The sequence below is a fragment of the Pedobacter sp. PLR genome, from assembly GCF_026239675.1.
Classification (GTDB): domain Bacteria; phylum Bacteroidota; class Bacteroidia; order Sphingobacteriales; family Sphingobacteriaceae; genus Pedobacter.
On sequence record NZ_JAPIVQ010000001.1, the window covers coordinates 19,705 to 37,283 of the forward strand.

The window sequence follows — 17,579 nt, forward strand, 5'->3', positions numbered from 1 at the left end:
CTCATTTGTTTTCTAAAAATACTTTTTTTGAATGCGCACCCCGGGGAGTGATAAAACTGATGATATAGAAACCCGAATTCACGCGGCTGTCTACCGGGTATTCTCCGTTGCCGGGTATCGGACTCCTCGAAATCACCTGACCAATTGCATTGCTGACAACCAGGGTTCCCTTTTGTTCTGAAGCAAGTTTGATACGTACAAACAATGCACCTGCTGAGCCAAATACGGTATATTCATCTTTACTTCCTACAACATTTTCCGTCCCGGTAAAGCTTAACGAGAAACGGTTGTTATGACTCCCGGAACTGACATTTGTACGGTAAACAGGGTTCGTACGCAAATCCTGTTTTGCACCAGTAGCCCCATCGTTTAGAAAAATACGTAAATGCTCAGGCCATTGTTCGGTATTTTGCAGGTTAAAAATAACGGTCCCGTTCCTGTTGTTTTCCAGACCAAGCGGTATTACGGTAAGGCTGTCAAGATCCGGCAGGCTATTGATGACAAGTTTTGAGGCATCAGCGCCAACCGAATACAGGTTGGGAACCTGATCATCCAGATTCATCAGCTTTATGGCATCAAGTTTTTTATCAAAAACAGGGCTTGCCTCTCCGCTGGTATAGATCACCAGAGGATCTGCTCCCTGCTCCTGGTCTGAAAACTTCGCACTCAGGCGGAGCAGGATTCGCGGGTTCTTTGCAGTATGATCAGCAAACGAGCTCATCGACTTATGAAAAACCGGGGACAAATCGTTCACCCTGACAATGTTGTTCATGGCCAGGGTCGCCGTAACCGGGTAAGCTCCGTCGCTGACATGAATAAAGAACCCCTGCATGGAAGCAATGATATTTCCTGCAATCCCGTCGCTTGAAACTCCATTGATGTAGGTACTGTAAACACCGGTATATTGACTGGTCGTTCCCGATTTAAAGAAATAAACAGCATTGTCAATATTGGTTTTGGTCCAGCCTGTGGATGCATTCCAGTCTATCGGTGAAGGATAAGGATTCCCAACCAGGTTAAACCCTTTTGAATAAGGCTGGTTGTGATTATACAACGTTGAAGACAGCGTCCCATTGTTGACCACACCGATGATACTTACCATTTTCGGAGCTGTCGATGATCCAAAATCCGCGGCATAACCCTGCATTGGAACAAGCGGATTCGTACTGGTGGTGTATGCCTTGAATCCCGTACTCGCCTGGTTTTCTATATAGGTGTAAAAGTTCGGAAAAACCGCATTGAGATCTACGGTACTGGCAAAGCTGCTTACCGTAGCCGATTGTACCGCTGAGCTGAAGTATTTATAGCCAAATCCTGCGGCCAGATAGCGCTGCATGGTCACATTACCCGACACGTTCCCTGTTCCGCTGCCGTCTATCAGCGCCGTCTGAGTTGGGGATGAAACCAGACTAAGGTATCCCCCGGTATTGAGCTGACCGGATGATACCAGCAGTATCCCGGTAAGATTCAGTGTTCCCCCCAGGGTGACACCGGCACTATTATTTACCGTCAGGTTTCTAATCATGTTGCCGGCAAAAACCGATGAGGGCAGGTTTTGCGCAGTTGCTCCGTTTAGTTCAACCGTACCGTTGCTCACTGTAAAGCTGCCGGTATTGCTGATGCTGCCGCCAATTTGTAAAATTCCGTTGTTCACAGTCAGCGCGGCACCCGCCTGGATGGTGAAATTCTTTCCTGTTGCAGTCCCGATGTTGATGGTCGGGTAATTGGAAAGGCCTGAGGGGATGATCACGTCCGAAGTGTTTATCGGAACAAAACCAGAGGACCAGTTGCCGGTTGTATACCAGTCAACGCTGAGCGCCCCCGTCCAACTGGTTATGCCTGCGAATGCACCCACAGCAATATCGCCAATAAAGCTCAGACCGGTTGCCTGTATAGAAGCAGGCAGTGGCGAGGTAACCGCAGGCTGCGACCAGGTTGATCCGTTGAAATTACTTACTCTCAGGTTTGCAGTCACTGTTCCGGGATCCAGATCCGTTGCAATCCAGTTCACTGTAACCGAGGCAGTACTGAAAACAGTACCGGTGTTACTAAAAGACCAATACCTGTTGACGCTGCTCCCCGCGCTGATACCTGAAGTCGCCAGATTGGGATGATCGGTGTTAAACACGACCGAACTTAGATTTCCGGCTGTTGAAACAGCGGCGAAAAGTACCGTAGCCGGTGTGTAACTGATGCTATCGCCGACCTCAAAAATCCTGGTAACGTTTGTACCCGTTGCAATATTTTTTTGTAGTTTACCGTATACCCAACCCGTTGCTTGTGATGCGCTGGTTACATTGCCCGTGGCAGGGATGATTACCCTGTTACTGCCGGTTTTTATTTTGCCCGCAGCAAAATTCAGCACGCCATTTACGGTTACATTTGACGATAGAGTGGCAAAAGCCGTCGTTTTATTGATGGTTAGGTTATTGAACGCTCCTGTAGAGGACACCAGTTGTGCCGTACTGCCTGAAAGGACAATTGTGTTGCCGGTGTTGGTAAAGGTGCCGCTGGTCATGTTCCAGTTTCCCTCAATGATATCGGTAAAGCTGCCAGGGACAAAGGTGCCATTGGCCAGGGCGAAATCACTTAGCGTATGCAGTGCCGCTGAAGCCGTTTTTGTGCCTGCTGTGGAGATGCTTAGTTTTCCATAAGTTGTGGCAGAAGATATAGCTTGTATCCCGCCATTGTATTCAACAGTACTTAAGGTATCCAGGGCATAACTGGCAAAAGTCGGCAGGGTATTCGTACCGCCTATTTTTAGAAAAGAATTGTCATCAATAACGAGTGAGCCGCCGGCAATATCCTGGGTAATGCTAAAAGTGGAGGCATCCAGCGTACCGCTCAAAATATGGAGATCGGTGACCTCTGTTATATCTTTTGTCAGCGTCACGGTTCCCCCGGAGCTTTTACTGATGGCAAATTGTGCCAATGGAAAAGGAGAGGCAGTCCCTCCCACAGTGGATGCGCCCGCACCGGTCATGATCAGTGCGCCCATGGAGGCATCAAAACTGTTGTTATTTGTGAAATTATGAGATACATTGAAATCACTGTTGGACAGCACGATGCCGGTGATCACAAGGTCGTAAAATGTGGTACCCGGACTTCCTGAAAGCTCAGCTGCCGCTGAACTCATGGTAAATACGGATGTGCCTCCATTTAATGTGCCGTCACTTTCGATGTCACCTCCTACCGTGTAGCTATTGCTTCCTGCATTAAAAATGGCATTGTTAGCGATCGAGAAAGTGCCTGCGATGTTCCAGTCCGCGGCAGGCGACACACCTGCGGTATTGGAGATCTTCACATTATTTAAACCCGCGGGGATGCCTGTAACATTCATTGCCCCGGATCCACCGAATATGACAGTACCAGTGCTGGTAAATGAAGTTCCGGCGAGTTTGATTGTACGTGCTGCTGCAGGGGCATAATTCATGATGCCGCTGCTGGTTACCGTCCCTTCGTTGGTAAAACTACCCAGGATGTTATGGGTAGGATTCCCACCGTTAAATTTCGCTCCCAAACTGATATTAAAAGCCACGGCGACCGTCCATCCAACACTTGGATTAATGCCCGCGGTGTTATTCACATTCAGGGTAGCGAATACCGGAGGGCTGGTTGAATTCAATACGGGTGAAACATTACCGTTGAAATTGATCACACCACTGGAATTGGAAGTAATGGCATTTAAAAAACGGATGATTTGTACCTGTGTCCCTGAGAAAGTAGTTACTCCATTGCTCACCAGTGAGCCGCTGTTGGTAAGATCGCCATTTAATGTGGCGGTGCCGGAACCGCCGTCAAAGGATCCGCTGGCGGTAACAAATAGCAGACCGTTATAGGTAATGTCACTTCCCGCCACCCCATAGCCGCCGTACACTGTTACCCGGTTAAATATGGTGTTGCCACTTATGGTTTTTCCGCTCCCGTTCAGCACCAGCGTTCCGGTTCCGGAATTGAATGTGCCATTGTTGACAAAATTGCCGCCAAGATTGATCGTATGAGCGCCGGCACCAAAGTTAGATCCGCTGTTGATGGTCAGATTTCCGTTGGCGGTTAGCGGACCGGTTAAAGTCTTGACTCCGCTGTTGGCAAATACGATATTCCCGAGTGTTACCGCAGGCACTGTCTGGGCAACCGTTCCGTTAAAAGTAACCGTACTGTTAAGGTCGATATTGTATGCTCCAAAATTTGAAGGAAAGTTATTTGCCCCGCTGAGTAAAATATTTGTTCCGCCCGATGCCGTGAATGTACCGCCTGTACCGCTCCTGTTAAGTGTAAAGGTAGAAAGATCCAGGGTACCGGCACTAAATGTCACGGCACCATTGATGCTGATGTTACCGGTCAGGGTTGCCGTACTTCCTGGTTTATTGATCGTTAAATTGTTAAATGTAGTTGAAGATATGCTTTGCGGCCCCGCGCCATTGAGCAATATGGTGCCACTTAATGATAAAAAAGTCCCGTTATTGATCCAGTTGCCGCCAACAGTGGTTGTAATACCATCGCCATTCAATATGGCACCCGAAGCGACCGTTACATTTCCGGAAATACTGGCCGGTGAATTAATATCCAGCTCACCTGTGGTCACTGAAAGATTTCCCGCAATTGTTGTGGGACTGTTGATTGCGGCAATACCAGCTGTTTTATTAATGCTGAGGTTATTGTAATTTATTCCGGCAACAGATTGCGCGGAACTGCCATTATAAACTACCGTACTGCCTGAGGGCGTAAAAGTCCCACTGAGGTAATTATAACCGGCACCGATGTTTAAAGTCCCGGCACCCGTAAAAGTCACGTTCGCTCCGCCCGACTGGCTCAGCGATCCCGCAACCGTAGTTGTGCCGGATCCCATATTCAGGTTGATGACATGGCCTGCTGTACCGTCACTCAGACTCAGATCCCCGTTGACAATCAGGTTCTGGTTATTTATATTAATGGTATGGGTGGTACTAAGTCCTCCCCAGGAACCATTGATATTGCCCTGTGTGGTTAAGCTGCCCCCTGTCACACTGAGTGTGACTGCCTTTGTACTACCGAAGGTGATGCTTTTTGCCACTGCACTGCCATTAATAACAGGCTGATTGACAAATGTTGTGGCACCTATCTCCACAATATCATCAGCCGAGGGCGGCAATGAGGGAGCTCCCTGTACGGTAGTCCAGTTGGCCGCAGTGAACCAGTCGCTACTTACAGATCCGTTCCACCTTACCAGATTAGCGTCATCAGATAATGTCCATCGATTACTCACATTCAATAATAAAATTTGCTCCACATAATTGGCCGTCGCACTGTTAGTTGTCTTGCCGGATGCCCCCCAGCTGGCACCATTATAATGCCATAGCCGGATCGTAGATTCGTTGTTCCCGTTCAGGTCCGCGTCTTCATAATGTAGCCTGAGGGTAGCCGCAGACACTGCAGTACCTGTAAGGACAACATTATAGACAAGATTAGCCGAACCTCCAAAAGGAAAATCACTGATGGATCCTTTGGTGACTGTGACAGTCACTGCCGTCAGCAGTACATTCAGGCCGTTGAACGTGATGGTATTATTCGGTCCTTCAAATGCATAGGCAGTGCCCGAATTAAAGCTATGTGTATGCCGGATGGTCCCCAGAATGATGCCATTACCAGTCCGGTTACTGAGTATGTTAATAATGTTGTTTCCGGTGGACATGCTGCCGTTGGTCATGTTTAAAGTATTCACCGTCACATTACTCAGGATATCCACAAGGTTGGTAGCTGCCGTTTTATTGATGGTAAGGATATTAAAAGTACTAACCCCGGTAATTGATGCGTTGGCAATACCTGTGAACTGCACAGTACTGGTAGCGGCGGTAAAGGTACCTGTTGTGGTCCAGTTGCCACTTATCGTGTGTGAAAATGAGGATGCATTAAAAGTAGTGGAGGCGGCAATGGTCAGGTCACTGCTTACATTTATTGCCCCACCCGCCGTTTTGGTGCTGCCGTTGGATAAAATAAGATTGCCATAATTACCCGCAACTACTGTTTGAGCACCACTGCCATTGTAATTGACTGTGTTTGGTGTAGTCGAAGTGACGTTCAGCGCACCGCTGGTTATTACATAGGCACCGGAAATCCCCAGTACCGCATTGGTAGAGAGTTGCAGTGAAGTACCATTTAAAGTGACATTGAATAAATTAGCGGTGCCATTTAAAGTATTTGTCCCTGTAAATGTTGCTGTGCCTGCGCTGGCTGTAAAACTGCCGATCACATCAACAGACCCCGCAACTGAAAAGTTGCTGGCGGTGGTGATGTTTCCGGTTACCGATAGACCACTGAATCCAATAAAACCTGCGCCTGAAATGTTGTTCCCGGTGCCACTCATGGCCACTGTATTATTTGTGTTTGTAAAACTGTTGCTGACTGATAAATTTCCGGTTATAATCAGGTTACTGCTGGAACTGATGGTTCCTGAAATGGTAAGATTGCTGAATATAAAACCTGTACCGGCAATGGTTTTCGCTGTACCGGACATCATCAGTGACCCTCCGGTGGCATGGGAAAATGATCCTGGTCCGGTAGAGGAAAGGTTTCCTGTTATGTTAAGGGCACTGGCAGCATTAGCGGTAATATTCGAGGCGCTGATGGACAGGTCATTGAAATTATGCGTACCAGTACCGCTAATGGACGAACCGGCACCAGAAAGGTTAACCATCCCGGTTCCCCCTGTGAATGTGCCGTTATTTACCCAATTGCCTGCAATTTCCACTAAAAAACTTCCGCCGTTAAAGACAGTGGAAGCACCGATGTTAAGGCTTCCTCTGACAGAAATATTCGATGTTGCAGTGAAACTGACCGAGGTACCCGTTGTAAGTGTGCTGGAGAAATCCCCGGTCACGGTAAGGGCTGTGGCGGGCATTGTTTTGACGGCGGCGCCAGTTGAGGAGGATAGGATTAAATTACCATAAATTCGATTAGCGACCACCTGGGTGGTCCCCGAATACTGAACTGTACTGGTTAAACTGAGAGAATGGGTTCCATAATTTAACGGAAAGGTATTGGTGCCTCCTATCCTTAGCGTAGCACCATTGGCAACAGTGAAGGTCCCTCCGGCAACAGTAGTTCCACGGTTTGCCGTAAAAGTCGAAAGATCAAGTGTACCAGAGCTCACATTAATGTTTCCTGCTGTTGCAGTAGTTGAATTTAAGGACAATAAGTTGCCGGCAGGTGTCTTCACTCCTGCTCCGCTTATTCTAAGAATAGAGTAGCTAAGGTTTTCCCTGATGGTCTGATTCACAAGTGTCGCGTTGTAATCTACCGTGGATCCTGCAGCCAGGGTTACCGATCCGGTAAGCGCATAGTTCAAGGCAAACGTTGCTGCGTTTACCCTCAGCACACCGTTCACCCCGACACTTAAGGATCCTGCGCCCGAAAGGCGGAAGGCTGTTACATTTTCAGTCGGCATAAACGTTCCGCCTACCGAGACAGCCCCCGTAGCCACAGTATTTATATTCATAACTACGGTACTTCCCGCGTTGATGGTCAGCCGTCTGAATGTAGTGGAATTTGATCCTCCGATGCTCTGGCTGGTGCCGCCAAAAGTAACCTTTGAGTTGTTCTGGTTTGCACTGAAGATACCGGAATTGCTCCAGTTTCCTTTTACTGTCAGGGTAACACCTGCCTGATTGAGTCTGCCGCTAGAGGCAATGGTCAGGTTGCCCGCAACAGACAGTCCTTTGTTTTGTGTCAAAATTGGGCTGCCGGTTCCTGCTCCGATGGTGAGGGATTTACAGGTTGAAGAAACGTTTACCGTTGGTTGAAATGATCCGGTAAAATTTGCATCACCAATCGTTGCGTCTGTTGCCGAATTGGGGATCCCCGCTGTCCAGTTGGCACTATTGTTCCAGGATGAACTGACAGTCCCTTTCCAACTTGTCTGTCCCATGGAAATTCCCGGTACACACAAGAATAATAATGCAAATAAGCAAGAAAACAATATTTTAAGCACATTCATTTGCCCGTTGTTTTAAGTGCCTGAAATTACCTCAATGTAATTCCAGCTCTGTTTCTGCAATTTTAACAGTCCTGGTGCCAGAGGTTGTGGTAAATAGGATACGTAGTTTGCCGGTATGGTAACTGAAGTTTTGATGATCGACCAAGGGGAATACAGCATGCCGCTGTTTATTTGGCGTATAAATCGCAAATCCCTTAACCAAACTTACCCGGGTTGTTTTCCCCTGCGGAGAAACATGGTCAATTTGGATATCGCCGTAAACCGAAACGTTTCCTGTACGGCTAAACGTGGTTTTCAATTGCCGTGCACCCTGGCCATCGATTTCTAAGGCCGCTCTTTCCACCGCAACGGTACTTACCGGAGGCCCCACGCGAATAATAACCGGGATAGCTATGCCAAATATCGGCACCAGCTTTACTGAAATCTCCTTACTGTTAGTGTCTGCCGGTTGTTCTCCGGGGGGCTTCACATTAGGGACCGATCTGAAGTACAAGTGTGACCGGTATTCCCCGGGGTTTAATCCGCTGGTATTTATGGTCTGCAGTTTTACTGTCTGTGCCTCATTTGGCGCCAGAACTACACTGCGGGGGAAAAAACGAAAGTTTTTATCTGCAAAATACTGCCCGGAATCCGGTTGTGTAATCAGTTCGAAAGCGCCATTGTCCAACATCCGGTAATGAATTACGGAGATCAGATATTTGGCTGTGTCGGCACCGGTATTTGCCAGACTGAGTGCCTCTGTTCTTTTGGGTCCCTCAAAAACTACCCGTCTGGGGATAATGATTAGGTTTCCCTGTGCAAAGCCTTCTGAAGTAAAAATCAATACACTGGGGAAGAAGAGCAAAAAAAATATAATTCGTCGTTTTTTAAACGATGATAGCGTTGTTACATTCATTGATTTGAGCCAGTAGGGGGATGATCAGGTCAATTCGATGAGCTATTTACTTAATTAACAGAGATTATTAATCAGCTTTATTAGCTTTTCTAATTGTAATTTACGGTTACTGTAAACGGTGTTGCGGAGGTATATGCTCCTGCTGCCTGTGTTGCAGCCAAGTGTAATGTCGCTCCTACAGTCAGTGTTGATGTACCTCCTGCCAAGGTACCTGTAGCAGATGGTGTACTGGTAAAAGTATCAACAGTCATCGTGTTGGCTCCGCTGGTAATCTCAATGGTAGTAGGAAGGGTAATGGCATAGGTATAAGTACCAGACCCTCCGACTGTAAAAGCCGCAGCGGTGACTGTACCTGCAGCGGCAGGAAGGGTTACCCCACCAGTTGAGCTGCGTGTACTTCCGGGGGTGAGGACAACTGTCCCGATGGCGCCGTTGGTTGCCACATTTCCGAAATTCATGTCTGCGGTTTTAGTAATGCTGATTGGGGCTACAATAGTAGCAGATGCAGTGGCTGTAGCAGATGCCTGGGCGTAAGCAGAAGTAGCGAATGCGACACAAGCGAGGGCGATGCCCATGGTTACAAATAATCGTTTCATAATAGGGTAATTAAATAGTTAATTATATGTGGATCTAAATGTTCATTGCATTAAAGTCCTATCAGAAGGAATTGATTATTGAGGATGCTGATCACAAAAGGTGACTTGCATCACCCAGGAAAATAAAAACACCAACAATACGATGTAATTATCTGTGCTTAGTCCTGACTCTGAACCGATTTAAGTAAATGTTAAATCAGAATAATCAGAAGCATTAACCTAAAGGTAGGAGAATAATCCAAATAACAATAATTTTTATACGATTTTTTTTTACTTTATTTTTCACAAAAACCCGCCATTTAATAACACTAACGCAACTAAAATTCTAAATTAAATTCTGTTTGTGATTAATTATCTGACGATACGCTGGTAACAGCATACTTTTCATGATCACTACACGCATTATATTCACTCTGAATCTATGCTTTGTTTAATAAAACATAATAATCAAAATTAAGCTGTTAATTTTCTTTAACACAAGATCACAAAGTACCTGCTTTAAACGGCGTGAATGTCAAACTAAATCTAAGTGTATTGGCAAGAGGGCTGTTCTCCACTCCTGAGATAAGGTAAGCCAGATCCAGCGAGAATGATTGATACTTCAGACCTACACCAGTAGTAAAATAGCGTCTATCTCCTTTTTTTGGATCTTCATAAAAATATCCGCAACGTACTGCGAATTGTTTATTATAGGAATACTCCAGGCCAGTGGCAATACTGACCTCACTGAACTCCTCCCGGGCCCCGCCCGGAGCATCATTGAATGACCCAAATATCCCCGCAGGCACAGATACATTCGGATCGCGCCCCCTGATGATCTTGCCGTCCTGGTCATACACAGGCTGTGTCGGAACCAATAATTTATTAAAATCAAGGGCAAAAGTCAACTGGTTCAAATTATCAAGAAGAAAGGTCGACGCGCCCCCAAGTTTTAGGTTTGCCGGCAAGAAAAACTTATCAGCCCCCTCAGCATAGCTTACTTTTGTTCCAATATTGGAGATATTGATTCCCAGAGACAAGATCACATCTTTTCTGAAAAGAATCGTCTCATTCCTGACATATCCTGATACATCAACCGCCAATGCATTTGCGGGTTTTGTTTCCTGCCCGTCAGAGAACTTTCCGGAAGATAAGTTTGATCTAATGTAACTCACCGCAGTTCCAAGAGAAAAGGATTCGCCAAACATTCGGGAATAGGCAATATCCAGCGCAAATTCATTAGGCCTGTAAGTTCCTAAGTCCTGGCGATCGCGATCAAAAAGCTGAACTTCTCCCAATGAAAAGTACCGGAGCGAAGTCCCAACAGCGCTGTTTTTAGCCACCTTATAATATCCGCTTAAATAAACAAAATTCATATCTGAATTTAAGTTGTTTAACCAGGGACTATAGGACATTGAAAATCCATAGGGATCATTTAGGTAAGCCAGTTTTGAAGGATTGATACTCATCACGTTCACATCTGGCAATACGGCAACTCCGGCCTCTCCCATCGCCCCGGCACGGGCATCCGGGGTTATCAATAAAAATGGTACCGCAACAGTAACATTTGTAACTTCATTCCCATTATTCTGAGTACCTGGATGAACCTGAGCGTGTGCATAAAAGAAGTGTAAAGAGAGTACGATGACAATAAAAGTAGTTATAAGAAAATACCTCATATACATGGCTATAAAATTTACAGGATATATACTAAAGGTACATTACACTTTCATAAATTCAAAGCTGATGAGTATTACTTCCGACAATTTAAGGGGCATTTTAAAGAATAAAGATCTTAATTTCTCGGTTTTAGAAAGCCATGAAGCATATAAGGGAGAACCTAAAATAAATTCAATTCCAAAAAAAACTTTTTCCTGAGAAGTATGTAGCGGTAAAATATAATGAAGAAAATTATCAGATAGATAGGGATCCAATCCTTATGGATATCAATGATGAAACGAATTTCATTACTAAAATCAGGCAGGACTTTTGTGTCGACAGAAAATCACAATACTTCTTCCAATTTATTTATTAATTCCATTCCTCTTAAGTCCCTGGCTATAATTTTACCTTCTTTATCGATCAGGAAATTCATTGGTAGAAGCGTTATCCCATACTTTTTCCTTGTTTCACTTTGCATCCCTTTCAAATCAGATAACTGCAACCAGGATAACTTATCCTCATTTACGGCCTTTAACCACAAGGCCTTATTGGTATCCATTGATATACTAATGATTTTAAACCCTTTAGCCTGATAACTATTGTAGGCTTTGATCAGATTGGGATGTTCCATCCGACAGGGGCCACACCAGCTCGCCCAAAAATCAATTAGTGTATAAGATCCCCTCGAGTCTTCTAATGAAACAAGCTGACCTTTTAAATCCGGTATATTAAATGAAGGTAAAATACGATCTATACTGGTTAATTCGTTTGACTGTAGCATTTGTAGGAGTGCTATCCCATATACTGATTCTTTAACTGTGCTTGTTAGCGGATCATATACAGATTTAATTGTAGTGGCATCGGCATTTTCTAGATTTAATTTAGCAATATAGGCTGAAACCAAAGAATTTGGGAATTGAATAACATGAGCCTTAACAGCATCTTTTATCTGATTTCCCACCAATCGGTACCGGGTATTCAAACTATCGGGTCTTTTGGTTTTTGTACCATTTCTTTCACCTAAGATATTTGTGAGTTTCTTTTGTAGCGGGCCTACTTTCTTACTAAAAGCATTATATTCATCTTGCGCCTTGGTTCCATAAGCGGTAAGCGGGGATTGCCCATCAAATTCACCTCCTGTATAAAGGTGTCCGGGAGACAATATAAATGGCCCTTGGTACATAACTGAAGGCCTTATTTTTCCTTTATTATCCTTATCATGTATCCCTAGAATAAATGGAGCGATTCCTGAAATCTCTCCAGAAAAACTAAATTCTCCATTGATAACTTTGGCAGAGTCAATCCTCATGCCTCTCTTAATATTATCACTATGGCCTAAGTAAATCCATTCATTATTATAATTACGAATTTTACCTGTAATTAAGTAACTACTTGCAGAGTCAACCGGAGCGGTTAATCCTTTTACATCATTACTTCCTGAGGATAGTATCAATAGCATTCCTGCTAGTAGAGTCTTAATCATAAGGTTTTATTTAGATCATGGTTTCCTGATTAATTAAATCTACGATTATCAGCAGGCTTAAAACCCAACCTGATTATCAAAAACATAAACTATTTTATCCTTTTACGACTAAGCAACTGAAATAATCCAAATATATTGGATCGTTGGGATGTTCTGAGCATGAGCTCCCTGAGACCTCAAATCCATTCATTCATCTATACATTTATGGTATTAGCCGACAGACTCTTGAAATTTCAAATAAAATAGGTTGATTTGTATATGACCAGAGCAAGAACAACCACTATTATTATTCATGCTGCCGCCTGGCTACTTTTTGTAAGTTTCCCAATAATTTTCATTAATCAGAGGAACAATTCTCTGAATTCCTTTTACGGGAACAACGCCTGGACTTATATTAGATTCTGTCTGTTGTATATGGGCATTTTTTACTTCAATGCCTATTACCTCTTTCCAAAACTATATTTCAATAAGAAGTACCTGTTATATGGCATTTCCATTATGGCCTTGCTAGTCCTTATTTCCATGATCAAACCCTTTGATCAGCTGATGCGACTTAATCGTAAACCCAGAGGTCCAGCTCCCATGTATAAACCTCATTTACAGGACGTCGTTACAAAAACACCATTACCCCAGACAAAAGACCGAAATAGAGACTATTTTTTTGACATCAACAGTCTCTTTATTTTTTTGATGGTGATAGGCATAGGAATTGCATTGAGAACCATCAAAGAGTGGCAGCTTACTGAAAAACGGGCAATTCTCGCTGAAGCAGAGAAGGCGAATGCAGAGCTTTCTTTTTTAAAGGCCCAGATCAATCCGCACTTCTTATACAATACGCTCAACAATATCTATACCTTATGCATTACAAGAAATGAAAAAGCAGCTGAAAGCATCCTGAGGTTATCTCATATCATGCGCTATGTAACTGATGAAGCTGAAGCAGATTTTGTCCCCCTAAAGGGAGAATTAGACTGTATTGATGATTTCATAGCCCTGCAAAAAATCCGTCTTGGGAAAAAAGTGACTTTGATATATGAGGTACACGGAAATGCTGAGGGACACCAGATCTCACCATTAATTTTGATGACCTTCATTGAGAATGTCTTTAAATATGGCTTAAGCAATCATATTGAGACCACTATTGTCATTAAAATCCGTATTGAGGCGAAACTGATCAGCTTCTTTGCCCAAAACACGATATTCGAAAATAGAAATCCAAATGAGCGCAAAGGTCTCGGGATCTCCAATACCAGACAGCGACTTGAACATCTATATCCGGGCAAATACAAATTAGAGATAGCCGATAAAGACAATCTTTTCACCGTCAGTCTCCAGCTGGTATCCTAGTTTATTCTTCTCCAATAGGAATAATAATCCCCGGGTGTATCCGGGATCACCTTGAATTAGATAACGAATTATTTAAGCTGATTATAATAGTTTGTTTTCTTTATAATTGCCGGAACCCCGGCAGTCATGACGTGGTCTGGCATATTGTGAGTGACAACTGCTCCCGCCGCGATTTTCACATATTTACCAATAATCACCCCGGGTAATATTATTGCTCCTGATCCGATATGGGTGAAATTACCTATTTTACACTTTCCCAAAACCATAGCACCAGGAGATATTTCAACAAACTTCCCAATCACCACATCATGGTTTATGATGGAATTATAGTAAATCATGGTTCCCATCCCGATTTCTACACTATTAGAAATCCTTACACCGGACAGAATATTGCAGCCCTGCCCTATTTTCACATCATAGTGACCAATGTCTGCTTTCGGACTGATGGTAGAATGTAATAAACCACCTAACGAGGTAAACTTGTGGTACATATCACACCTTAAATTGGGGTTTCCGATACCAATTGAAAATCTGGCATCAACGTTTGAAAAGTATTCCTCAGCCTCCTCATTGGTTTTTATGATTGGGAACTCTCCAAATAATTCATCTTCAATATCTGAATTTAAATCATCATAAAAAACCAGTTGATTTAGTTCATTATTCTGTTGAAGAATTTCCAGAATATCTTTTGCAAATCCTTTAGCCCCTACGATTAACATAATTGAATTAATAAAGCATCCATTAAAAATTATACCATTGTTGATTTACCATTTCAATAGAATAAAAAATAACAACTAATTATGCGTGAAATAACCCGTTTATTATTTAATCATTCAGAAATTGAAAACGTTAAACATGAGAAGTTAAAATGTGTGGTAGGAAAGCCCCCCACTTCCTACCACACCTCTTCCTTCCATATGACTATTTTTACAGGGATGTATAGTCAAAAGTGTTAAAACTGTAGAATTTATCAGGAGGTGTCCCGATAAACAGGACTTTTGTATCGATAAAATCTCAAACCGTTTTTATTCTTTAAACTTTTCATCCTCAGCCTCCTGCTGGTATCCTTGTTTATTTATATATTTAATACCCTAAACTAATTGCATGCTTTTAAAATGTATCGCTATTGATGACGAGCCTTTGGCACTGGAACTGATCCATACCTATATCGGACGTCGACCTGATGTCCAACTCATCCATACGTTTGAAGATGCCATTTCTGGTGCTGAGTATTTATCTACAGCTCAGGTAGATTTAATATTCATGGATATCAACATGCCGGATATTTCTGGAATTGACCTGGCTAAAGCGCTAAAAAGTAAACCTATGCTCATTTTCACGACCGCTTTTAAGCAGTTCGCATTTGATGGTTTCGAGCTGGAAGCCGTAGATTACTTATTAAAGCCAATAGATTACGATAGATTCTCTAAAGCACTGGACAAGGCAATCGAGGTCAAAAAATATAAAATGAGTCCCCCTCCAGAGCAGAATGAAGCTTTTATTTATGTCCATTCCGCCTATCAGATGATCAAAATTGTATTCCATGAAGTTGAATACATTGAAAGCATGGAAGACTATATCAAAATTCACCTTAAAACGAAAAAAACCGTACTTACACTAATGACCTTAAAAAGGATGATGGGATTACTTCCGGATGAACAGTTTAAAAGAATTCACCGGAGCTATATTGTGTCTATTGCAGCTGTAAAAGCTGTACAACATAAAAAGATCCACCTAATTGAGGCTATACTGCCCATTGGCGAAAGTTACGCAGCACAGGTGAAATCCTGGATAAAAAACGCTTAAACTATGGTTATCTTAATCCAAATCACCCAATTCTAAATACAACTGCTTGTGCTTTTTAAATACCGCCTGCTGGTCTGTTCCTAAAATCAGCGCATCTGACTTCTTCCATGAAAAAGGTTTACGGCTTTCTTTTTCTCCAAAGACAATCAGCTGATAAGATTCATTTGAAGGAATCATTTTCCAATTTGATAACTGAACGGCCAATACCTCATTAAAATCAGGCTTTTTGCTAATCAGATGACTCAAAAATTGCTCTTTCTTATTCCCGAACAAAATGTATTTAAGATGCTCCGGTCTCTGTTCATTTTTATCAAACTGCTTGTAATAAACAATCTTCTTAATTTTGACAGTGATCGTGTCCAAAAATTTCACACCTCCCCTTTCAAAATGCCCCCTGTATACATTGGCTTTAAACACTTTAGTATGATTAACCATTTGTGGCAAAACAAAGGTTTCAGGTTCAATAGTATACACCAGTTCTTTGGGATGCGCTACACGATCTTTGCGATACATTTCTATATCCTCTTTTGAAAACTCAAGTTCAAGGATAATCTGATAATCATGCGGAGTATGGAACATAGGAAGGTGTTCCGCATATACAGTCTCTTTTCCCATCAATAACATTCCATGAGTATTGGGCTTGTCAGGATAATGGCTATGCTGACTATAGGCTGTGTTAAAAGTGAGGAGCAATATAAATAGACTGATGTATTTCATTATGAGTTTGTTTTAATAATAGCGCGGACAAAACTAGCTAAAAACAAAAAAAATTACATGCCCCAAATGTCATATTATAAGTTCCTCCTTCAGTCTGCATTATTGCTTACGGTATTCCCATCAGCAATCGCTTCAGCAAGATGGTTGGTCTGCGAATTGAAAAACCTGTAACGCGAAACCAATTCTGACCCTGGCTGTTTTATGATTAAGAGAATTATTTTTTAGCGGTTAGATTTTTAAACAACAATTGGCTAAATTTAAGGAAAGTTTTTTTTGTTCATTTTGTTAAAATATCATGAGATATGGGTTTTTTGCCAAAAGTAGTATCATCTATAGTCCCTACAAGATTTAAAGGTCCCTCAAAAAGATTACTTCAACAAATACTTCATTCGGGGCTGATAAAGGTATCCGGAGGTCATGAAGATGCTTTATTCTGGTCCTATGCACAGGTTGAGTTAACCCCGTATATGATGATACAGGGGTATTTACAAGGTACTTTCCCTATGCCTAAGGTAGATAATAATAAGATCTTTATATGGCATGACCCCGATCCCCGGGCAATTATACCCGTTGCTGATTTTAAAATAAGAAATGATTTATTACGTTGCTTAAAAAAAGACAGGCTACAGGAGTCAGATAAACGATTTGAAATAAAGGTGAATGCTAATTTTGAACAAACCATCATAAATTGTTCGAAGCCGAGGGGGGAGAAAACAACCACATGGATATCCACTGAATATATGAAGGTGATGTTAGAACTTCATAAAATGGGGATAGCCCATAGTGTGGAAACCTATCAAAACGGGGAGCTTGTAGGTGGTGTTTTGGGAGTTGCTTTAAATGGTTATTTTATAACTTTAAGCCTCTTTAGAACGGTTGATAATGCGAGTAAAGTTGCTTTTTGTTATTTATTAACCAAGCTTAAGGAAGATGGATTTAAGCTGCACATTACCGGAGATGCGGATAGCTGGTTTGCTCAATTTGGAGCGATTAATGTCACAAAGAATGATTTCAGACAGGAGCTGATACCTGCGATTACAGCACCCGTTACCTTTACTTCCAGGGTGCCTGAACTTGTACTGTAGCAAACTCATCGGGCTAAGCCCGATTCCTGATAAGGAT

Annotated in this window: 10 protein-coding genes; 3 read left to right on the forward strand and 7 right to left on the reverse strand. The window is 42.9% G+C overall.

The window, feature by feature from the left end; all coding sequences use genetic code 11:
- Position 1 precedes the first annotated feature (1 nt).
- The 5 genes from OQX61_RS00080 to OQX61_RS00100 all read right to left on the reverse strand — a co-directional run bounded on the left by OQX61_RS00080 (position 2) and on the right by OQX61_RS00100 (position 12,587).
- Complete coding sequence (locus tag OQX61_RS00080) at positions 2–7,903, reverse strand: hypothetical protein (RefSeq protein ID WP_265839599.1); 7,902 nt, start codon at positions 7,901–7,903, stop codon at positions 2–4.
- A 100-nt stretch (positions 7,904–8,003) separates the two neighbouring features.
- Entirely contained in the window at positions 8,004–8,816 is an 813-nt protein-coding gene (locus OQX61_RS00085; protein WP_265839600.1) for a hypothetical protein, read from the reverse strand.
- Positions 8,817–8,956: 140 nt separating this feature from the next.
- On the reverse strand, positions 8,957–9,463 hold the full coding sequence (locus tag OQX61_RS00090) for a DUF4402 domain-containing protein (RefSeq protein WP_265839601.1): 507 nt from the start codon (positions 9,461–9,463) through the stop codon (positions 8,957–8,959).
- 482 nt (positions 9,464–9,945) lie between these two features.
- Positions 9,946–11,121, reverse strand: coding sequence for a type IX secretion system outer membrane channel protein PorV (gene porV, locus OQX61_RS00095; RefSeq protein ID WP_265839602.1), 1,176 nt, complete (start codon positions 11,119–11,121; stop codon positions 9,946–9,948).
- Between the two features lie 326 nt (positions 11,122–11,447).
- Complete coding sequence (locus OQX61_RS00100; protein WP_265839603.1) at positions 11,448–12,587, reverse strand: TlpA disulfide reductase family protein; 1,140 nt, start codon at positions 12,585–12,587, stop codon at positions 11,448–11,450.
- A 258-nt stretch (positions 12,588–12,845) separates the two neighbouring features.
- Between OQX61_RS00100 and OQX61_RS00105 the strand changes: the two genes are divergently transcribed.
- Entirely contained in the window at positions 12,846–13,934 is a 1,089-nt protein-coding gene (locus tag OQX61_RS00105) for a histidine kinase (RefSeq protein ID WP_265839604.1), read from the forward strand.
- Positions 13,935–14,002: 68 nt separating this feature from the next.
- Here the strand turns inward: OQX61_RS00105 and OQX61_RS00110 are convergent, their stop codons facing one another.
- Positions 14,003–14,653 (reverse strand): acetyltransferase, encoded by a 651-nt coding sequence (locus OQX61_RS00110; RefSeq protein WP_265839605.1) that lies wholly within the window; start codon positions 14,651–14,653, stop codon positions 14,003–14,005.
- A gap of 385 nt (positions 14,654–15,038) precedes the next feature.
- Here OQX61_RS00110 and OQX61_RS00115 point away from each other — a divergent pair, with 385 nt between their 5' ends.
- Positions 15,039–15,740 carry a LytTR family DNA-binding domain-containing protein gene (locus tag OQX61_RS00115; RefSeq protein WP_265839606.1) on the forward strand — a complete coding sequence of 234 codons (702 nt, stop codon included), beginning with the start codon at positions 15,039–15,041 and terminating at the stop codon, positions 15,738–15,740.
- Positions 15,741–15,752: 12 nt separating this feature from the next.
- Here the strand turns inward: OQX61_RS00115 and OQX61_RS00120 are convergent, their stop codons facing one another.
- Positions 15,753–16,457: a hypothetical protein gene (locus tag OQX61_RS00120; protein WP_265839607.1), complete on the reverse strand. Its 705-nt coding sequence runs from the start codon at positions 16,455–16,457 to the stop codon at positions 15,753–15,755.
- A gap of 302 nt (positions 16,458–16,759) precedes the next feature.
- On the opposite strand from OQX61_RS00120, the gene OQX61_RS00125 reads away from it, so the two are divergent.
- Positions 16,760–17,542 (forward strand): leucyl/phenylalanyl-tRNA--protein transferase, encoded by a 783-nt coding sequence (locus tag OQX61_RS00125; protein ID WP_265839608.1) that lies wholly within the window; start codon positions 16,760–16,762, stop codon positions 17,540–17,542.
- Positions 17,543–17,579 lie beyond the last annotated feature (37 nt).